The 17684-nt window shown below is 58.0% G+C and carries 12 protein-coding genes; 8 read left to right on the forward strand and 4 right to left on the reverse strand.

Annotated features, from left to right (window positions below):
• The first annotated feature begins 104 nt into the window (after nucleotides 1–104).
• From AC2FI8_RS05475 to AC2FI8_RS05485, 3 genes are all read left to right on the forward strand, one after another.
• Entirely contained in the window at nucleotides 105–1436 is a 1332-nt protein-coding gene (locus AC2FI8_RS05475; protein ID WP_496777660.1) for a LysM peptidoglycan-binding domain-containing protein, read from the forward strand.
• Between the two features lie 79 nt (nucleotides 1437–1515).
• Nucleotides 1516–3315 carry an ABCB family ABC transporter ATP-binding protein/permease gene (locus AC2FI8_RS05480; protein WP_496777662.1) on the forward strand — a complete coding sequence of 600 codons (1800 nt, stop codon included), beginning with the start codon at nucleotides 1516–1518 and terminating at the stop codon, nucleotides 3313–3315.
• Nucleotides 3316–3473: 158 nt separating this feature from the next.
• Nucleotides 3474–3797 (forward strand): hypothetical protein, encoded by a 324-nt coding sequence (locus AC2FI8_RS05485; protein ID WP_496777664.1) that lies wholly within the window; start codon nucleotides 3474–3476, stop codon nucleotides 3795–3797.
• Between the two features lie 59 nt (nucleotides 3798–3856).
• Here AC2FI8_RS05485 and AC2FI8_RS05490 read toward each other — a convergent pair whose 3' ends face one another.
• Together AC2FI8_RS05490 and AC2FI8_RS05495 are read right to left on the reverse strand one after the other, a co-directional pair.
• Nucleotides 3857–7654, reverse strand: coding sequence for an efflux RND transporter permease subunit (locus AC2FI8_RS05490; RefSeq protein ID WP_496777668.1), 3798 nt, complete (start codon nucleotides 7652–7654; stop codon nucleotides 3857–3859).
• On the reverse strand, nucleotides 7651–8883 hold the full coding sequence (locus tag AC2FI8_RS05495) for an efflux RND transporter periplasmic adaptor subunit (RefSeq protein ID WP_496777673.1): 1233 nt from the start codon (nucleotides 8881–8883) through the stop codon (nucleotides 7651–7653). The genes AC2FI8_RS05490 and AC2FI8_RS05495 overlap by 4 nt, the downstream gene beginning before the upstream one ends.
• Before the next feature lie 225 nt (nucleotides 8884–9108).
• On the opposite strand from AC2FI8_RS05495, the gene AC2FI8_RS05500 reads away from it, so the two are divergent.
• From AC2FI8_RS05500 to AC2FI8_RS05520, 5 genes are all read left to right on the forward strand, one after another.
• Nucleotides 9109–9780 carry a hypothetical protein gene (locus AC2FI8_RS05500; protein ID WP_496777676.1) on the forward strand — a complete coding sequence of 224 codons (672 nt, stop codon included), beginning with the start codon at nucleotides 9109–9111 and terminating at the stop codon, nucleotides 9778–9780.
• A gap of 42 nt (nucleotides 9781–9822) precedes the next feature.
• Nucleotides 9823–11145 carry a PQQ-like beta-propeller repeat protein gene (locus tag AC2FI8_RS05505; RefSeq protein ID WP_496777679.1) on the forward strand — a complete coding sequence of 441 codons (1323 nt, stop codon included), beginning with the start codon at nucleotides 9823–9825 and terminating at the stop codon, nucleotides 11143–11145.
• 48 nt (nucleotides 11146–11193) lie between these two features.
• Nucleotides 11194–12657: a ribosome biogenesis GTPase Der gene (der, locus tag AC2FI8_RS05510; RefSeq protein WP_496740460.1), complete on the forward strand. Its 1464-nt coding sequence runs from the start codon at nucleotides 11194–11196 to the stop codon at nucleotides 12655–12657.
• A 163-nt stretch (nucleotides 12658–12820) separates the two neighbouring features.
• Entirely contained in the window at nucleotides 12821–13807 is a 987-nt protein-coding gene (locus AC2FI8_RS05515; protein WP_496777681.1) for a fatty acid desaturase, read from the forward strand.
• Nucleotides 13808–13898: 91 nt separating this feature from the next.
• Entirely contained in the window at nucleotides 13899–14507 is a 609-nt protein-coding gene (locus AC2FI8_RS05520) for a helix-hairpin-helix domain-containing protein (protein ID WP_496777683.1), read from the forward strand.
• Nucleotides 14508–14561: 54 nt separating this feature from the next.
• Here AC2FI8_RS05520 and serS read toward each other — a convergent pair whose 3' ends face one another.
• On the reverse strand, nucleotides 14562–15854 hold the full coding sequence (serS, locus tag AC2FI8_RS05525) for a serine--tRNA ligase (protein ID WP_496777687.1): 1293 nt from the start codon (nucleotides 15852–15854) through the stop codon (nucleotides 14562–14564).
• A gap of 72 nt (nucleotides 15855–15926) precedes the next feature.
• Nucleotides 15927–17591 (reverse strand): mechanosensitive ion channel family protein, encoded by a 1665-nt coding sequence (locus AC2FI8_RS05530; protein WP_496766945.1) that lies wholly within the window; start codon nucleotides 17589–17591, stop codon nucleotides 15927–15929.
• Nucleotides 17592–17684 lie beyond the last annotated feature (93 nt).

Here is a 17684-nt window from a genome sequence, read left to right on the forward strand (position 1 = left end):
ATATGGTGTTTTGACCCGTGATAGCGGGATTGATAGATTGGCTCAACCGTTAGGCAGAATGTGTTTTGCTCAAAGCACTTGCGCTGCGGAGCGAAAGGAAAAGAATGAACTCCAAGTCGGGAAGCGAAAGCTCCGGTACTTTCATCTGGGGGGTGATTGCCGGCATCGTTGCATTAGTCGGGGCGGGCGGGTTGTACCTGTCCGGCGTCTTCGGGACGGGTCCTCAGGAAGCTTCACCGCAGCAAGACACCTCTGTCCAAACCACGGAAGAGGCCAGTTCGGTTTCCACCCCGTCCGAGGATCAGATCACAGCAATTGAGGAACCGGAAACCGCTGATCCGTCTGAATCCGCGACCGCACCAGCGACGGAAACGGCTGAGGCTGACCCGGCTGTCGCGCCACCGACTCTGGACCAGATCTTTGTTGAGCCGGACGGCAATACCGTTCTTTCCGGCAATGCAGAGCCAGGCACGGATGTTCGTGTCTTGCTGGATGGTGAGCAAGTGCACAGCTTTATCGTCGATAACACCGGTCAGTTTGCCGAGTTCCTTTCGATTCCATTTTCAGACGATGCGCGCGGGCTTACGTTGGAAACTGCGGGCCAGGATCAACCCGTTCGTTCGGACGACTATTTGATTGCAGCCTTGCCTGAACCTGAACCTGAACCTGAACCGACGACCGAGCAGGTCGCCGCTGCCGAAACGGGTGACGCTGCGCCCTCCGGCGACGAAACAGCAGGGGCACAAGACACACCCTCGTCAGAGCCAACAGATGAAACGACGACCGGGGATGTCGAAACGGCGGATGCGCCCGCAGAACCGTCTGCGGATCAACCCCAGGAGACGGCACAAGAAACCGCTGAAGAAGGCGATGAAAATCAACAAGTTGCTATTTTGCGTTCAGGTGAAGACGGGGTTGAACTGGTTCAATCTCCAACAGCCGAACCCGATACTTCGGATGAGGTGGCGTTGGACACGATTGGGTATTCTGACGTTGGCGACGTTGAATTGACAGGCCGGGTGCCGGACGGGTCTGCGGTGCGGCTGTATCTGGACAACCAGCTTGTCGCCGATCTGCCGCTGGTTGATGATGGTAAATGGCGCAGCGAGTTGGAAGGGATTGACCCCGGGATCTACACCCTGCGTGTGGATGAAATCGCCACGGATGGCACCGTGGTCAGTCGCCTTGAAACGCCGTTCAAGCGCGAACCACTGGAAGCTCTGCGCGCGGCAGAGGGTGGTGACCAGCCCGAGGGCGAAACAGATATCCCCCCGATCCGCGCGGTCACCGTGCAGGAAGGCGACACGCTTTGGGCCATATCGCGTGATCGGTTCGGCGATGGTATCCTTTACGTGAAATTGTTCGAGGCTAACCGCGACGCGATCCGCGATCCTGATTTGATATATCCCGGTCAGATATTCACCATCCCGGAATGAACTATTGCTGCTGGCCCTTGGTGGGCCAGCGGTCTATCTCTGACCGCAGATCAGGTACGTGATGAGACGAGCAGCGCCAATGACCTCAGCCGATACGCCCACGCCCGACGACCGCCGCTCTGGCTGGCGCACGATCCGGAAGGTTGCGCCTTATATGTGGCCCGAGGATGAGCCTTGGGTAAAACGACGCGTCGTTCTGGCCATGGGCATGCTGGTTCTGGCCAAGCTGATCGCGGTCTATACTCCGATCCTTTACAAGGGCGCTGTCGATGGGCTGGCAGGTGAGGGCGTACCGCCGCTGGCGTTGGGCGCGGTTGGTCTGACCGTGGCCTATGGTGTCGCACGGATGATGACCGTTGGCTTTCAGCAGCTACGCGATGCGGCCTTTGCCCCTGTAGGGCAGCGGGCCTTGCGCGCACTGGCGTTGGAGACCTTCCAGCACATCCACCAGCTGTCCATGCGTTACCACGTGACGCGTCGCACCGGAGGGCTTAGCCGGATTATCGAGCGTGGTGTGAAAGGCGTGGAATTCCTGTTGCGCTTTTTGCTGTTTTCGATTGGTCCGCTGATCCTGGAACTGCTGTTGGTCGCGATCATCCTGATGTGGCTGTTCGACGTCTGGTATCTGGTTGTCGTTGCTGTCACCATCGCGCTGTACATCTGGTTCACCTTTGCGGTGACGGAATGGCGCGTGAAGTTGCGCCGCGAAATGAACGATCAGGATACTGAGGCCAATCAACGTGCCATCGACAGCCTGCTGAACTTTGAAACCGTCAAGTATTTCAATGCTGAATCGCGCGAGGCGGCACGGTACGACGTGTCGATGAAAGCCTATGCCGGGGCAGCGCTTAAGACGGCGTATTCGTTGGCCTTCCTGAATTTTGGTCAGTCCCTTCTGATCACCTGCGGACTGATCGGCGTGATGGTTCTGGCGGCCATGGGGGTGCAACAGGGAACGCTGACCGTCGGCGATTTCGTCATGGTCAACGCCTATATGATCCAGATCACCGTGCCGCTGAACTTTCTGGGCACTGTCTACCGGGAAATCCGTCAATCGCTGGTGGACATGGGGCAAATGTTCGACTTGCTGGAACAACCGACCGAGGTGCAGGACAAGCCCGGCGCGCCAGATCTGGTGGTCAGTGGTGGTGAGGTGACATTGGACAATGTGCGCTTTGGCTATGATGCGGACCGCGAGATCCTCAAAGGTGTGTCGCTGACGGTACCTGCTGGTCAGACTGTTGCAATTGTCGGTGCCACAGGTTCGGGTAAGTCAACGATAGGCCGCTTGCTGTTCCGGTTCTACGATGTCACCGGGGGCGCGTTGAAGATCGACGGGCAGGACGTGCGCGACGTGACCCTGAACAGCCTGCACTCAGCCATCGGTGTCGTGCCGCAGGACACAGTGCTGTTTAATGATACGATCCGGTACAACATCGCTTATGGCCGGGACGGGGCCACGCAGGAAGAAGTCGAAGCAGCTGCTAAAGCTGCGCAGATCCATGATTTTATCGTGACGTTGCCAGAAGGCTATGACACCAAGGTTGGAGAGCGGGGCCTGAAGCTGTCGGGTGGCGAGAAACAACGGGTGGGCATTGCGCGCACCCTTCTGAAGAACCCGCCGATCCTGCTGTTGGATGAGGCGACCTCGGCGCTGGATACGGACACCGAGCAGGACATCAAGGATGCCTTGGCGCGGGCGGGCGAGGGACGGACCGTGTTGACAATCGCGCACCGGCTTAGCACGATCGCCGAAGCGGACCGCATTGTCGTTCTGGAACGCGGTGAAATCCTTGAACAAGGCACCCATGACCAGCTTTTGCAGCGCGCGGGCCGTTACGCGCAGCTCTGGAGTCGCCAGCAAGCGGACGCGGCCTGATCCGGTCATGAGGGTAATTCCTGAGGCCGGGCAGAACAGCCCTGCAAAAATGCGTTCATTCCCGCAGGTTTAATTTGACGTTCATTTTCCTTGGTGACAAATCACCTAAAGTCACGGTGCCAGGTTCTTTGGCCGGACCTTAACTAAAGGAATATCTAATGAAAATGCGTGCAGCAGCAGCCTTGGCCGCAACTGTTCTTACGGCGACTTCGGCATTTGCCGAGGATCTTGAATTTCTGGTTGTGAATGAATCCAGCGCGGATCTGGTCGAGTTCAATGTCTCGCCTGCGTCTTCCGGCAGCTGGGAGGGAAACCTGCTGAGCGGTGGCTATGTCGCGCCCGATTATGAAATCGATGTTGTCATCGCGGATGGCCTGACCACATGTGTCTACGATATTCGGGGGGCGTTCGACGATGGGTCGTCGGCTGAAGACTTCGGTCTGAACCTGTGTGATTTGGGTGAATATGTATTCACCGACTAAGTCTTAGAGACTAAGTCCTGGAGAAGAAAAATGGCGAACCTTGCGGTTCGCCATTTGCATTACTCGGCTGCCTTTAGGGGTGACGTTGGAGGGTGATCGGGACGCTCATCCTTGACTGCATCCGGTGCGGGCGCAGGCGGCGTCTCATCCCCCCAGACAACCTCAGTGGCCTGTACCTGACGGGCAGCATGACCAACCGCCATATCCTGAGCGATTTGGCTGGAACGACCCGCAGTGGCCCGTGCCAGTGCCTTGGCCAGCCATACCGCATAGGTGGTGACCCACACCCTTAGCGCCAGGAACGATGGCGTCACGATCAGCGTCAGAACCGTTGCAATACCCAGCCCAAACACAACTGCCGTAGCCAGCTGTTTCCACCACAGCGCAGTTGGGCTGTCGATGGAGTAGCCGCCATTGATGAAGTCCAGCGACAATCCGAACATCATCGGCGTCAAACCGGCCATCGTGGTCAGGGTGGTCAGCAGAACCGGGCGGATACGCGCCTCTGCCGTGCGGATGATCGCTTCGATCCGGGGCATATACCGGCTGTATTCCTGATAGGTATCGATCAGAACAATGTTGTTGTTCACCACGATCCCCGCCAAGGCCACAATCCCTGTCCCGGTCATGATGATCGAGAAAGGCTGCTGCATGACCATCATCCCGATCAAAACGCCGGTGGTCGAAAGCACAACAGCCAGCAGAACCAGCACCGAGTTGTAGAACGAGTTGAACTGCGCCAGCAGGATCACAAACATCAGGCCTAAAGCAGCCAAGAAAGCGCTGGACAGGAAAGCCTGGCTTTCTGCCTGATCTTCCTGATCGCCGGTCCATTCCCAACTGACGGTGCTGCCGAAGGGATTGGTTTCTAGCCACTCAGTCAGCACTGCAATGCGTTCGTTGGGATTGATCAGGCTAATCCGGGCGTTTCCAGATTCCAGATCGGCGCGCACTGCATCGACATTTTCCGCACCCGTCAACATGACAAGTTCGAAATTGCTGCCTGTCGGTCCAGTGAAGATCGCACCTGTGGGTTCTGTACCTTCCACGACGCCGCGCGCAACTGCCAGCCGCTGTTCCGTGCCGTCCGCGTTATCTATCACAACTTTGCTCAGACCCGGCTCAACATCCGCTTTCACATCGTAATAGCGCTGCTGGTTGATCCGGTTGATCTCGGCCAGTTTGGCCACAGGCTTGCGGGTGACAAAGTTCGACAAAGGCACTAGCCCATCCGGCGTACGCACCTTGAGCGTATCCAATGTCGACAAAACCCGGTCTTCATCGGGCAGGCGAACGCGGATTTCGATTTCCTCGTCCACGCTGTCGGGGCGCATTTCGCCCAGCAGCAGCCCGCGCGTGACCAGTTGCACCATCGCGCCGACGGTTGCCACATCCGCGCCGAAACGACCCGCTTTGGCAACGTCGACGTCGATCTGCCAGTCGATGCCGGGCAACGGCAGGGTGTCTTCGATCTTGATCAGGCCGGGTGTTTCATCGAACATCTTACGGGCGGCAGCAGTGGCTGAGTTCAGTTCTTCCCAGCCATCCGCCTTGATGCGCAAATGAACGGGTTTGGCCGAGGCCGGACCTTGTTCCAGCGGTAGGATTTCCACGATGAAGCCTGGAATCTTCGCAAGTTCGGCGTTCAACTGATCGAGCACGAAGTCACCGTCATATTCCGGGGCTACCGTTTCACGGTCGATCAACCCGCCGAAGATCGGTTCGGACACGTTCGGCCGGTCTTCCCACGGGATGATTTCGAACTGGACGCGACCGACAGTGTCTGCTGGTGCTTGCGCACCTCCATTGTTTTGGTTCAGCCCGCCTTCTCCGGCAAAGGAAAACACGTTCACGACTGCGGGGTGCGCGCTGATAATTTCTTCGGCCGCCAGTACCATCTGGTCCTTTTCGATCAGCGATATGTTACCGCGTGCTCGAACATAGGCCGTGGCTTGCTCGGGTTCGCTTTCGACGAAGAACTCTACGCCCCTATTGTTGTTCCCAAATGCGGTCATGACTGACATCACGGCGAAGCCAATGACGACAATCGAAACAATCGGCATGATCGGGTTGCCGACCAGAAACTTGATGACATAGCCAAAGGGTGTGTGTTCGCGCGCTGTATGCACATGCTGATCGGGCGCGCGTTCTATTTTGGCGGCACTCAACGTAACAGAACCGGCAAATGCCCCAAAAATGAACAGGAAGGCACCAAGCAGAACTGCACCAAATGCGCCTTCGGGCAACAGATAGGTCGGATTCAGCAGTTGCATCGCACCAAGGAAGATCAAGTACAGCGATGGCGGCACCATAACCGCACGAACCCACCACCGGGTGCGCGCGCGCAGCCAGTCGGAGGTGCGGTCAAAGACGCGGCTCAGACGTCCCGAAACACCGCCCATGACAGGCAGATAGATCAGTGCAACGATCAACGAGGCAGACAGAACGAAGATCAGCGTGACAGGCAGCATGCCCATAAACTCACCCGGGACACCCGGCCAAAACAGCATCGGCAGGAAGGCACATAGGGTTGTGGCTGTGGATGACACGATAGGCCAGAACATGCGCTGCGCAGCCTCGACATAGGCGTGCATCGGGCCAACGCCCTCTTTAATGCGCCGGTCAGCGTATTCCACAACAACAATGGCCCCGTCGACGAGCATACCCACTGCAAGGATCAGGCCGAACATCACGATGTTCGAGATGCTGATGCCCATGACTGCCAGGAACGCAAAACACAGCAGGAATGAGGTCGGGATCGCAAAACCTACCAGCAATGCCGCGCGTGTGCCCAAAGAGGCCAGAACAACGATCATTACCAGCGCGATGGCCGTTAGAACCGAGCCTTCCAACTGGCTGACCATCGAACCGACGATGCGGCTTTGGTCGTTCGAGGTGCCCAGCTGGATTGCGGCCTGCATCTCGGGTGGCCATTTGGCCTGCGCAGCGGCAATGGTTTGTTTCACACCCTCGACTGTGTCGATCAGGTTGTAGCCCTTGCGCTTGACCACCTGCAACGCGACGGTTTGTTCGCCGTTGAAACGGGCGGTGCCTTCGCGGTCCTCAAAGGTATAGTTAATCTGCGCCAATTCCCCCAGGGTGACGACCCGGTCGCCGTTCACTTTGACCGGCAGGCCATAAACATCCTGCGCAGTTTTGAAGGAAGAGGGGATCTTGACCGCGAATGTGCCCTGTGCGGTTTCGACCTCACCGGCAGCGATCAGCTGATTGTTGTTGCGCACCACATCGATAAGCTCGGCAGCGGTGACGTTGTACGCCTCAAGCCGAAGTGGGTCGATGATGACCTCAAGCAATTCGTCGCGGTTGCCTGCGATACCGGCTTCGAGCACCGAATCCATCGCCTCAAGGTCGTCCTTCAACGCCTTGGCGACTCGCGCCATAGTGCGCTCGGGGACTGCACCCGTCAGGTTGACGATAACGATTGGGAACTCTGAGAAATTGATCTCGGTCAGCGAGTATTGCTCGGCTCCGTCGGGGAATTCGGCCTGCGCGCTGTTCATCGCGTCGCGCACATCAGCCATGATCGCGGTCTTGTCCCAGCCGAAATCGAACTCCAGCGCCACGCCCGCATACCCTTCGGCGGCGGTCGAGGTCATCTCTTTCAGCCCATCTAGGTCAGCAAGTTCGGTCTCCATTGGTTTGACCAACAGATTTTCCGAGTCCTCGGCTGAGATGCCCGGAAACTGAACCGAGACAAACAGGGCAGGGATTTCAATGTCGGGCTCGCCTTCTTTCGGCAGGCTGACATAGGCAAAGCCGCCAACCACCAATGAGATGGCGATGAAGGCCAGAACCATTCTGGCCCGGCCGGCGGCCCAACTGACGATTCCAGTCATTTCGAAGCTTCCCGATATGTGGGTTCAACTGTGACGCCGCGGGTCACGAACTCTTGCCCGATGACGATCACGTCCAATGTTTCGGGCAGGCCGCCGACCCAAACGCCTTCGGCTGAATCACGCAGAAGAACGACGGGCTGGAAATCGACCACGTTGCTCTGGCCAATGGTGCGGACACCGAGTTGACCGTTATTGCTCAGGGTCAGTGCCGATTGCGGCAGGAAATGCGCCTTGGCCCCGGCGGCCGAAATGCGGATGTCGGCGGTTTGGCCGTCCCGAATGGCCAGTTCCGGGTTCGGAACAGTGATTTCGACCTCGAACGTGCGGGTTGTTTCATCGGCCGAGCGGCTCAGGAATGTCACACGACCAGAAACCTGCAGGCCAGTGACCAACTGCGCCGTGGCTTCGGTTCCGACGATGATGCGGTTAACCTCGGTTTCTGGCACAAAACCCACCAGCTTGATCGGGTCCAGTTGGATAACGGTCGCGCATAGCGCACCGGGCTGCATCAAGCTGCCCAATTCTGCGGTATCGCTTTCCAACAATCCCTTGAAGGGTGCTGTGATCGTCTGGCGATCGATTTCGCGTTCCGCGGCTTTGACCTCGGCAGTTGCGGCTTCGATCCCGGCGCGGGTGGCCTCAAGACCGGCTTCGGCGGTCTTGATACCGGCCTCGGCGGTTCTCATCGCCGCCTCGCTTGAGATTCTGCGTGTCTCAGATCCAAACCCGGAGTCGGACAGTTTATTCGCAGCCGTCAGGTTGATCTCGGCCTCGGCGACACGCGCATGTGCTTCCTCCAGGCGGGCTTCGGCTTCTGGAATGCGGCTTTCCGCCTCTAACTTGGCAGCCTTCGCTTCGGCCAAACTGGCGGGGCGGGTGCCTGGGTCAAGCTCGCACAGAAGATCGCCGGCTTCGACGAACGTGCCTTTGCGCTTGGGTTCTGAGATGACCGTCGATGTGGTTTCGGCAAGAACTTCGACCTGGCGATTGGCCTTGGTCTGGCCCCGCAACAACACGGCGCTGTCAATTTCACGTGCAGTTGACCTAACGGCAACGACGCCAATCGTCGCCTGATCCACGTCCACGACTTCGCCAGATTCGCTGGCAACCTCCGGGCTGGCCTCGGCTTCCGCGCGCCCGGCGAAAGAGAACAGGCTGTCCCGTTCGAAAACCAAAAAAAACAAAACAACAATAACCAAAGCGGCGTTTACTAATGAAATCAATCGCATGCAGGACTACTCCCAGAATTCTGCGCCACATTTTTTTTGCGGTCATGCTAGAAAGTGGGGACGATTATGTATCGTTTCCACACTAAACTGAATAGTTCGGTTTATTTTTTTCTACAAGAGGGCAGGCCACCGGCGGAATTGTAAAAAATCGGGCTCTTGGCTTGGCGATTGCGCCGGGGTATGACATGGCGCCATACACCAAGGATGCAGCCCCGGAGGGCAGGGATGAGCGACGTCGACAGTTTTATTGATGAGGTGACCGAAGAGGTACGCCGGGACCGTCTGTTCTTGCTATTGCGCAGATGGGGTTGGGTCGGTGTGCTTGTGGTTGTCCTGATCGTGGGCGGTGCTGCGTTCAATGAAGTCCGCAAGTCGCGCGCAACCAGTCAGGCGCAGGATTTAGGTGATTCAATCCTGGCAGCGCTGGCACAGAATCAGTCGGAAGACCGTGCCGCCAGTCTTGCCGCCGTCGAAACACAATCGCCGGGTGGGGATGCGGTTCTTAACATGCTGTTGTCGGCCTCTCAGTTTGAGGCCGGATCGGAACAAGAAGCGGTCGCCAGCCTGAATGCCATTGCGACCCAAGGGGATCTGCCGGAAATCTACCGCGCGATCGCGGCTTTCAAGGCGCTGCTGCTGCAGAGCGACACTCTGCCTGCAGCCGATCGCCGTCTTCAGTTCGAGGCGCTGGCCGCGCCGGGCGCTCCGCTGCGGTTGCTTGCCGAAGAACAATTGGCCTTGATTGATGTGTCCGAGGGCAATGTTGACGCGGCCATCACGCGGCTTCAGGCTTTGCGTCAGGACGCAGAGGTTGGCGTGGATCTGCAACAGCGTGCGGCTCAGTTGATTGTAGCACTGGGTGGCGAACCAGAGCCGCTGATCGCCCAACAGGGCTGATCCGGTGGCGGCAGGAAAACTTACAGGCGAGTTCGGAATATCATGGTAGCAAGTCTATTCTCCCGTATTGGATTGTCGATGGCAGCCCTTTCATTGACCTTGGTCGCCGCCTGCCGGGAACCCGAGGTTATCTTGCCGGGACCGCGAGAAGATATCCGGCCTGCTGCCGATACCGAAACGGTGGAAACCCGCGGCTCAAAACCGATCAGCCTTCCGGCGCAAAGAGCCAACGCGAGTTGGCCGCAAAGCCCGGGCACGGCCGCGTTCCGGACCACCAATGCACAGTTGCGCGCAACACCGCAGCGCATTTGGTCCGCTTCAATCGGTCAGGGTGACTCGCGCAAGCAGCGGATCACGGCTGATCCCGTTGTTGCGGGCGGGTTGATCTACACGCTTGATGCCGGCGCATCGGTGTCTGCCGTGTCGCCGCAAGGGCAGGTCGTTTGGAACACCGATCTTATTCCGCCAAGTGATGGCGACTCGGATGCCACGGGTGGCGGCATGGCCTATGACAACGGTGTGCTTTATGTGTCTTCCGGTTACGGCCGCCTGACAGCGCTGGATGCCAAAACCGGTGCAGTTCGTTGGCAAAAAAGGTTGAACGCGACCGGCAGCGGCGCGCCATTGGTCAGCAACGGTCTGCTGTATCTGGTGGCTGGTGACGAAACTGGCTGGGCGGTCAACACCAAGGACGGCCGCATTGCCTGGCAAATTCAGGGCACCCCAAGCGTTGGAAACGTTCTGGGTGCGCCGGCGCCAGTGATAGCATCAGATTTTTCCGTGTTCGCCTTTGGCTCGGGTGATGTCGCAGCGACGTTCCGTCGGGGGGGTATTCGCCGCTGGAACGCATCAGTAGCCGGGGGACGTCGCGGACGTGCGGCGGCGCAGATCGTCGATGTAACCGGTGGGCCAATGGTGGTGGGCGATAAGATCTATATCGGCAACCATTCCGGGCGCACGGTCGCGTTTGACGCCAATTCCGGCGAACGGATGTGGACCGCAGACGAAGGGGCCGTCGATACGGTCTGGGCCGCTGGCAACAGTATTTTCCTGATCAGTGATCGCAGCCAACTGGTCCGACTAGACGCCGCGACCGGAGCGATTGTTTGGGCGCAGGACCTGCCGGGTTTTGTCAAGGATAAGCCGGGGCGTCGGGGGGCGGTCTACGCGCATTATGGTCCGATCATGGCGGGTGGGCGCATCGTCATCGCCTCGAACGATGGCTATGTTCGGTTCTTCAGCCCTGTTGACGGAGCACTGGTGAACCGTGTCGAAGTGCCAGGTGGCGCGACCACGGCACCGGTTGTGGCGGGCCAAACACTGTACGTCGTGTCGACCAAAGGTGATTTGCACGCTTTCCGTTGACCACAAGATGCGCTAAAGGGCGCGTCTGAGTCTTGAAAGTTGAGTATCATGTCGCTGACCCTCGCCATCGTGGGGCGCCCGAATGTGGGCAAATCCACCCTGTTCAATCGCCTTGTGGGCAAACGTCTGGCTTTGGTCGACGACCAGCCCGGCGTGACGCGCGACCTGCGCGAAGGCCAAGGGCGTCTGGGGGATCTGCGCTTTACCGTGATCGACACTGCGGGGCTTGAGGACGCGACCGACGACAGCCTTGAGGGCCGCATGCGCCGCCTGACCGAGCGTGCGGTGGACATGGCAGATGTCTGTCTGTTCATGATTGACGCGCGCGTTGGGGTCACGCCGACCGACGAACTGTTTGCCGAGATTCTGCGCAAACGTTCCAAACACGTGATCCTCGCGGCCAACAAGGCCGAAGGAAACGCAGCGGATGCGGGTGTGCTTGAAGCCTATAACCTTGGCCTGGGTGAGCCGGTGCGCCTGTCGGGCGAGCATGGCGAGGGAATGACCGATCTTTATTCCCAGCTTATGCCATTGGCCGATGCCGCTGAGGAAAAGGCGGTCGAGGATGCACCGGAAACCGATATCGAACTGGATGAGGACGGCGAGGGCGAGACGCCCCTGATCAGCGCTGAAAAGCCGTTGCAGGTGGCAGTTGTTGGCCGCCCGAATGCCGGTAAATCCACATTGATCAACAAGATCATTGGCGAAGACCGCCTACTGACCGGGCCAGAGGCCGGTATTACGCGCGATGCCATCAGTCTGCGGATCGATTGGGCCGACCCGGACGGAGACAGCACACCGATGCGTATCTTTGATACCGCCGGTATGCGCAAAAAAGCCAAGGTGCAGGAAAAGCTTGAAAAGCTTTCAGTCTCGGATGGTCTGCGTGCCGTGAAATTTGCCGAAGTGGTGGTGGTTCTGCTGGATGCGGCCATTCCCTTCGAACAGCAGGACCTGCGTATTGCCGATCTGGCCGAGCGCGAGGGTCGTGCCGTTGTTGTCGCCATCAACAAATGGGACATCGAAGAAGATAAACAGGAAAAGCTGCGGGATCTGAAAGAGTCGTTCGAGCGCTTGCTGCCTCAATTGCGTGGCGCACCGCTGGTGACGGTCTCGGCAAAAACGGGCCGGGGCCTAGAGCGCCTGCGCGCCGCGATTCTGCGGGCCCATGACATTTGGAACCGCCGTGTGCCGACGGCCGCGCTGAACCGCTGGCTGACGGCCATGTTGGAACAGCACCCGCCGCCAGCCCCGCAAGGTCGCCGGATCAAGCTGCGTTACATGACACAGGCCAAAACCCGCCCGCCGGGCTTTGTTGTCATGTGTTCGCATCCTGACAAAATGCCAGCCAGTTACACCCGGTATCTGGTCAACGGTCTGCGCGAATCTTTTGACATGCCCGGTACTCCGATCCGCCTGACGTTGCGCGGACAGGGGGACAAGAACCCGTACAAGGGTCGCCGCAAGAAAAACGCGGGCGCCTTGGCCAAACATCTCAAAGGTCGCGCGTAACTGCGCCAATTTTCAGCATTTTCGGCTGAAGGGCGTGACAGCCCCAATTCCCCGCGCTAGCATTCACTGGCGTGCATCTGTTTTGTGTGCGCGTAATTTCACGCGGAGCTTCCGCACCAGTTTTTGACAACCATTGGACCTGACCAACGTGGGGAGCGGCTGGATGGATCTGAGGGAATACACTCGGCAATACGCGGTTCAGGACAACAGATTGGCCGCGCTGAGCTATTTTGGAACTTTTGCGGTGTATTTCACATCGCTGGCATTGGCGATCATCTATGTGGATCGCTGGTTTGTCATGATTCCGGCCGGAATCGTTTTTGCCTTTTCGGCGGTGCGCCTGTACGTGCTTCAGCACGATTGCGGGCATCATTCGCTGTTTGAGACGCGCGCGCAGAACGAATGGGCCGGGCACGGGCTCTCGCCATTCACTTTCGCTCCGTTCGAAGTGATGAAGCAGAACCATAACCTGCACCACGCCGGTATTGGCAACCTCGAACACCGCGAGACAGGTGAAATCCACACAATGACCGTGCGGGAATGGAACAAGGCGGATTGGAAAGGGCGCTTGTTTTACAGGCTCTACCGAAATCCCTTCATCCTGGTTCCGGCTGGGGCGCTGTTCACGTATTTCATCCGCTACCGGTGGCCCAAGAACACGGTTCGGTTTGGCGTGAAGGGCGTATTGCTACACAACTTGTCGATCATCGTATTTCTTGGCCTTCTGTATTTGATCGCCGGCACCATGGGTATTCTGGTGTGGTTGGTATTCTCTTTGTTGGGCGGGATGCTGGGTGTTTTTCTGGTCTATCTACAGCACAATTTCGAGGACACGTATTGGGATCGCCGTCCGGATCTGGACCCGCAACTGGCCGCGCTGCAGGGATCATCGGCGCTGGATTTCGGGTGGTGGTTCGACAATGCGGTTGCCTGCATCACGCTGCACGACATCCACCATTTCAATGCGCGTATTCCGTCATATCGGCTGCGTGCATGCCACTATAACCTACCGCCCGAATTCACGCCGCGCCGGATCAAATTCCCCGAGGCAGTCGCGGCTTTGAACCTGAAACTGTGGGACGAAGACGCCAAGCGGCTTGTTCCGTTTCCCGGAAAGGATCAATCCGGTAACCTTGCACACAGTAGCTGACACAAATGACCTGCAACTCTGAGCACTGGCTTGTGAGAGCGTGTTTCTGGTATACATAAGATAATGCAGGGAAAATCGGAAAGGACAAAGAATGACCGCAGTGACCGCAATAAAAGGCGTTGGAGAGGAGCTAGGAAAGTCACTTACCGCCAACGGTTTCAAAACCGCTGAAGCCGTTGCCAAGGCAACCCCCGCTGCACTGGTCAAAGTTCCTCGTATCGGCAAAGCCCGCGCAGCCGTTTTGATCGCTGCCGCGAAAGAGGCGATTGCGGCGAAACCGGCAGCCGCCAAGCCCGCCGCGGCCAAGCCTGCCGCCAAGCAACCTGCTGCTAAAACAGGAACGCGCCGCGCACCTGCCAGAAAACCCGCAGTGCGCCGACCAGCGACCCGCAAGACCATTGCCGCCGCCGCTGCCGAGAAACGGGCGGAAGAGGCTGCGCGCAAAGCGGCTGAGGAAAAGGCCGCAGCCGAACTGGCAGAAGCCAAGGCAAAGAAGAAGGCCAAGGCCAAAGCCAAGGCTGAAAAGGCCGCTAAAAAGCTTCAGGAGATGGAAGCCGTCTTCTCGAAAGCCAAGGACAAGGTGAAGGCCAAGGCGAAGAAAGATAAAAAGAAAGACAAAAAGAAAAAGGCCGACAAGACGGACAAGAAGAAAGATAAGAAAAAAGACAAGAAGAAGGATAAGAAAAAGGCGAAGGAGTAACCCTTCTCCGCCCTTAATCCTCTTGAACCGGTGCCCTGTTGGTCGCCGGTTTTCTTATGCCAGCGTGCCGTCCAGCTGCAGTGTCAGCTTGCCACCCAGATAGGGGGCCAGAACCTCGGGCAGGGTGACGGTACCGTCTGCGTTCTGGCCGTTTTCCAGCACGGCGATCAGGCAGCGCCCAACAGCCAGTCCCGATCCGTTCAGCGTGTGAACATATTCCGGTTTGCCGCCACCTTCAGGCCGGAAGCGCGCATTCATCCGACGTGCCTGAAAATCGCCACAGGTCGAGACCGAGCTGATCTCACGGTACGTATCCTGACCCGGAAGCCATGCTTCGATGTCAAAGGTTCGGCGCGCGCCAAAGCCCATGTCGCCTGTGCACAGGATCACTGTGCGATAGGGGATGCCCAGCTGTTCCAGAATACCCTCGGCACAGCGCAGCATGCGTTTTTGCTCATCATCAGACTTATCGGGATGGGTGACCGAGACCATTTCGACCTTTTCGAACTGGTGCTGGCGCAACATGCCGCGTGTGTCCCTGCCGGCCGATCCGGCCTCGGACCGGAAGCATAGGGAATGCGCGGTGTAGCGGCGGGGCAGATAGTTTTCTTCGATCATCGTGTCGTTGACGATATTGGTCAGCGACACCTCGGACGTCGGGATCAGCCACCAGCCTTCACGGGTCTGATAGCTGTCTTCGCCAAACTTCGGCAATTGGCCTGTGCCCTGCATCATCTCGGACAGAACCAGAACCGGGCCGTTCACCTCGGTCAATTCGTTTTCGTTGATGTGCGTGTCCAGCATGAACTGCGCCAGCGCGCGGTGAATGCGGGCAACACCGCCGGACAACAGGACAAAGCGCGAGCCGGACAGCTTTGCCGCCGTTTCAAAATCCATGCCGTTCTGAACAGCTTCGATTTCGAAATGCTCTTTGGGCGCAAAATCCAACTCACGCGGAGTGCCCCAGCGGTTGACCTCGACATTGTCGTTCTCGTCCGCACCTTCTGGCGCGTCCTCGGCGGGCAGGTTCGGGATGCGGATCAACTGATCCGTCAGCAGCGCGTCCAGATCCTTGGCCTCAGTCTGCATCTGGGCGATTTCGGCCTTTTTCTCAGCGACCAGCGCGCGCAGGCGTTGAAATTCAGCCTCGTCGCCGCGCCCCTTAGCGGCACCGACTTCTTTGCTGGCCTTGTTCTGTTCGGCTTGTGCCGTTTCTGCGGCCTGAATCTTGGCCCGGCGGCTTTCGTCCAGCCTTAGCAAATCTGACGACACCGGCGCGTCCCCACGGCGCGCAAGTGCGGCGTCGAAGGCGGCGGGGTTTTCGCGAATGGCGCGGATGTCGTGCATGGTTCAGATCCTTAAATGCGTGAATCACTGAAACCGCTTATGCACCATCTGAAAGGCAGGGTGTAGCGCCGGTTACGACTTATCGGCATCCGCGTGTGTTTCATGCGCCAGATGGCCATCCCAATGCTCGGTCGGGATCTTGGGATCAGGTGGATCAGCCATGTAAGAGGGCGTCATGATCTGCACACCGTTTTCATTGAACACGGCTACGATATTGCGATGCAGGTCTGACCGGATTTTCGGAATGATGCTGCCACGGGTCGTATAGCCGTTGATCTGATAGTTGATCGCGTAATCCGCCAATGCGGTCCACAAAACAAAGGGTTCAGGCTTGGCCTTGATGCCTTTGGTTCGGTTGGCGGCCTCAATCAGCATCGCCTCGACCTTCTCGGGCGGCTCTTCATAGCCGATGCCAACCGTGGTGTGCAGCAGCAGACCGCTGCCGTCCGTTTTCTTCGAGAAGTTCACCACATCCGAATTCATCAGTTGCGCGTTTGGGATCGAGATCAGTTCGTTCTTGATAGATTTCAGATGCGTCTCCATCAGTTTGATCTGAACCACATCGCCGATGTGGTCGCCGATCTGAATCCGGTCCCCGATCGAGGTCGAGCGACGATAGATCACGAACAGGCCGGCTAGCATGTTTGAGACGACTGAGTTTGCACCCAGCGACAGCATGGCGCCCACCAGGATCGTCAATCCCTGGAACGCCGCCGAGTCGGACCCGGGGATGTAGGGAACGGCAAAGACCAGGGCGATCATGATCACCACAACACGGGCAATGTTGAAGGTTGGGCTGACCCAGTGCTTTTCGAAATCGCCCATGTCGAAGGAACCCGCTTCGACCGCGTCGAAGAACACCCGCATCCCCTTAATGATGTACAGCGCCACCCAAGAAATCAGGCCCAACATGATTAAATTGGGGATGTAACTGATAATGCCTTTGAAGATCAGCAGTACCGGCTCGGTCAGATAGGTCAGCAATAGCTGCGCAAAATAGCGGGTTTCGGCGAAAGCCAGCAGAACAAACGAGAGGTAGTAATAAAAGCCGAGAAAGAAGATGATAAGCAGAACGAAGTTCAGCCCATATCGTACCAGCGCAGCGATCGCTTCGGCCTGAACGCTTTTGGCTGTGGCAGTTTCCACGTCCTTGAGGTGAAGTGAGACAAACTTTAATGTCTTCCGTCGAATCCGACGGTGCACCCACAGGATTGCCACCACAAACGCCACAAAACCAATGGTCCATGCCACTGCCTCAATTGCACCGGACACGCGCGCCCGATCGGTGCGGTTGGCGCGGTAGTCTTCGATGGATTGTTTGATCGCGTTCCCGTGCAAAACGCTTAGAACGCTAAGCTCCATCTGATCCAACTCGGCATCGGCTTCGGTGACGATCGAAACTCTCTCGCCATCGGCCAGAGTCCAAATGCCGAACTCGGTCTCTTCGTATGTCACCTCAACCGTCAGTGCATCCGAGGCTTCGGCGATTTCGATGATCTTGTCCTGAACGTCTTCCGCCCGCTCTGGCGCGGGCAGGGCACTGGATCCCCGGACCTGGAACAATACGTCCCCGTCCACGATGACCGGCGCCACGAAACTGTCCGAGTCCGCCCCGTCAGAAGCAAGGGGCTCCGTCGGTGTTTCCTGTGCCAGTACGACGTCTGAAAACCAAAGGCTGGACGCCAGGGCCGTCAGAAAATAAACCAGCAAAAGGAAGGGCTTGAATTGCCTTGCCATATGTCCCCCTTAACCCGAACTATACCCAGTTTCAGCGAGGTGCCTAGGACATATCTGCAACGCCTGGCTTGTTCTTTGTGCACTGAGGCCGGG

The organism is Ruegeria sp. CDSB029, assembly GCF_059611125.1.